The organism is Aeromonas sp. QDB11 (assembly GCF_027705265.1).
Classification (GTDB): Bacteria; Pseudomonadota; Gammaproteobacteria; order Enterobacterales; family Aeromonadaceae; genus Aeromonas; species Aeromonas allosaccharophila.
Genome location: NZ_JAPDBM010000138.1, coordinates 1 through 2,743 on the forward strand (window position 1 = coordinate 1; position 2,743 = coordinate 2,743).

General features: G+C 40.7%; 2 protein-coding genes and 1 pseudogene. 2 read left to right on the plus strand and 1 reads right to left on the minus strand.

The window, feature by feature from the left end; all coding sequences use genetic code 11:
- Nucleotides 1-197 precede the first annotated feature (197 nt).
- Both OKC40_RS22115 and OKC40_RS22120 read left to right on the plus strand, forming a co-directional pair.
- Complete coding sequence (locus OKC40_RS22115; RefSeq protein ID WP_075112420.1) at nucleotides 198-539, plus strand: DUF1971 domain-containing protein; 342 nt, start codon at nucleotides 198-200, stop codon at nucleotides 537-539.
- 108 nt (nucleotides 540-647) lie between these two features.
- The gene (locus OKC40_RS22120; RefSeq protein ID WP_005344804.1) at nucleotides 648-1,865 is read left to right on the plus strand and encodes a 4Fe-4S binding protein; all 1,218 of its coding nucleotides are present in this window, start codon (nucleotides 648-650) and stop codon (nucleotides 1,863-1,865) included.
- Nucleotides 1,866-2,004: 139 nt separating this feature from the next.
- Here OKC40_RS22120 and OKC40_RS22125 read toward each other — a convergent pair.
- Nucleotides 2,005-2,673: pseudogene (locus tag OKC40_RS22125) on the minus strand (TIGR02285 family protein); the annotation flags it as partial.
- Nucleotides 2,674-2,743: the final 70 nt, after the last annotated feature.

Here is a 2,743-nt window from a genome sequence, read left to right on the forward strand (position 1 = left end):
CCTGCATGGAGACGCGATTAGATCACAGACGATCTGCCTGTTCAAATTTCATTAACAAAGTGCGATCCCGCCCTGGTCGTAGGTGGAGACCAAATGGGCGCTGCATTCCCACTTTTACGCCTTCTTTCTAGATGAATAATTGCTGGCTGAGCATATGCTCAGCCTTACTTAATTTCATAGGTTATTAAGGATAAAACATGTCGCTACTGCATAGTATACCCGCTCATTGGGTTGTTCGCCGTTCAACCCCATTTTTTACAAATGAAAACGTACCACAGGCTCTATTAACCCATCACAATACAGCTGCTGGCGTATTCGGTCAGTTATGTGTAATGGAAGGGACGGTAACATATTACGGTTTTGCTGATGAAACAGCAGAGACACCTGAAATTACGCTTGTAATCCGAGCCGGAGAGTTTGCAACCAGCCCACCTCAGTATTGGCACAGGGTTGAACTGTCTGAAGATGCTAGATTCAATATCCATTTTTGGGCTGAAAACGTAAGCTCAGACACCCCACTCATTAAGACAAGAGAATAAATTACAATCTTGTCATCGCCACAAACTAGGCCAACTGCCCATCCAGATCAAAATGAATAACTGTAATGTTGTTTATGATTGGCTGTTTTTGCGATGGGAGTTGGCTAGATGAGTGGGATTGAAACCATAACCATGCTGAGTGGCTTGGTGTATCTGTTGTTGTTCCAGTGGCATGAGCGTTCAGGTTGGTCTTGGCAGCTGTTCCTGATGCTAACCGCCGCTGTATGGTTGACGGTAGCAGCCAAGCCACCACTAAGTAGTTTAATCGTGCTTGCTGTCACTATTGTCATGCTTTATAGATATAAATTAATATCCGCATTTTATGATTCAAGAGATCAACAACTTCGTAGTTTAGTTAGATATTTCTTAGTTACATCGTGGGGATTTGTAACAATACAGTATGGTGTTTATATTTTTCAACTCCACCAGGGTGACCTACCTTGGCTGTCTAGACCTGATATCGTAGATGGCTTTCTACCTATAGCGGGCGGTCTTGGCTTGCGGGCGTTGTTGAGTTTGGGCATTACTGATTACCACCATCCAGCTGCAACAATCACAGTCTTGGTTATTTCCTTATCTGGACTCATTTTAGGTCGTGCCTTCTGCTCATGGTTTTGCCCTCTTGGGGTTGTCGGTGAATGGCTGCATCATTTTCGAAATTTTCTGCTACCAGGTGAGTGGGCTCCGCCAAAATGGTTAGACCTACTGCTCAAATCTCAGAAATTTCTAGTTCTATCATTTCTGATGTTCATAGTTATTCTTGCTGTTCCAAATGTTGCACTGCCAGGGTACTTGATGAGCCAGTATCACCAAGCTGCTGACATGAAAATGGGAGCCTTCTTTTTCAACTTGAACTTTATATCAGGTATTTTTGTTGTTTGGGTATTAAGTATCACGATGTTTTTCAAGCAAGGCTTCTGTAGATACCTATGCCCTTATGGTGGATGGCTTTCCTTGCTGGGGCTTCTGACACCATTGCGTATTCGCAGGTCTTCCAGCAGCTGTTTACGAAGCAAGGGATACGATTGTGATAAATGCAGTAGAGCATGTCCATCAAGGATACAGGTTCATGAACTTATATCTGTCAGAAATATTGAGTGTACAAACTGTTTAACTTGTATCTCTGCATGCCCAAAACAAGCTAATGCGATTCATTTTGGTACTGCGAATAAAAAGGTTTCAGCAAAGAAACTGCTTGCAATGTTGTGTGTTTTACTTCTCTTAATGCCATTGCTAGCTCATGTGATTTTCGATTTTTGGACAAGCAAAACACCATTAGAACAACGCCGCTACCTATTGGATATTCTGTCGAGTCTTTCACATTAGAGTTGATGTCTTATCTCACAAAAGCATAAATAATCAACATTGATGAAATAAGGTGTATCCAGGTTAGGTTGCGATAGTTGGTATATGAACTTAGATAGCGTTAGGGTATATGTATTCAATGGATAGAATCACTATATACCTAACGCATATCATGATTAGGTAAGTTACGCCACATATAGTTCTCGTTAATATATGCTGGATTTGATTTCAGTTTTGATAGTGCTTCATTGATATCAGATATGACTTTATCACCCCACTCGGTTTTCGGTGCGGCAACATAAGTTGATATTTCTTTTTGCTGTCCAGCTATCGGAAGAACTTTGAACTTCCCTAGATAAGCCTTTTTATTTAAATCAGATACTGTTGATGAGCCATACCCAAACTTACTTTCTGTGTAATAGATAATTTCCTCTGGGTATGCAACGGTAAAACCATTTACATCTTTTAATAGCATATCCAGGACATTACCCATCGGAGCATTGAGCGAGTAGTTAACTCTCTTATTTGTTTTATCTTTAATTGCGAGGTCAAATTTACTTCCATAAGAACGAGACGCTATGAAATAGCCAAGTTTATCCTTCGATTGAATCAACCGAAGCAAATCAACACCGTCTCCATCAATTATATACTGCTTATAAGTGTTAAGCTCACTGGATGGTATGATTACATGTGGTGCAGTTGATAGTGTTTTATGAAAAGTAGAAAATGTTTGATACTTCTCTCTTTCAGGCGTTTTTAGCATGTTGCCACAGACAACTTTTTTCCCTTGCTGCATCATCCGTTGAATTCTGGCAATATTCGCCAGGGTGAGAGCGTGAACATTTTGTTAAATTTCACCCAGTTTTTTGAGACCCGCATTGAGTACCGTTTCCAGATAT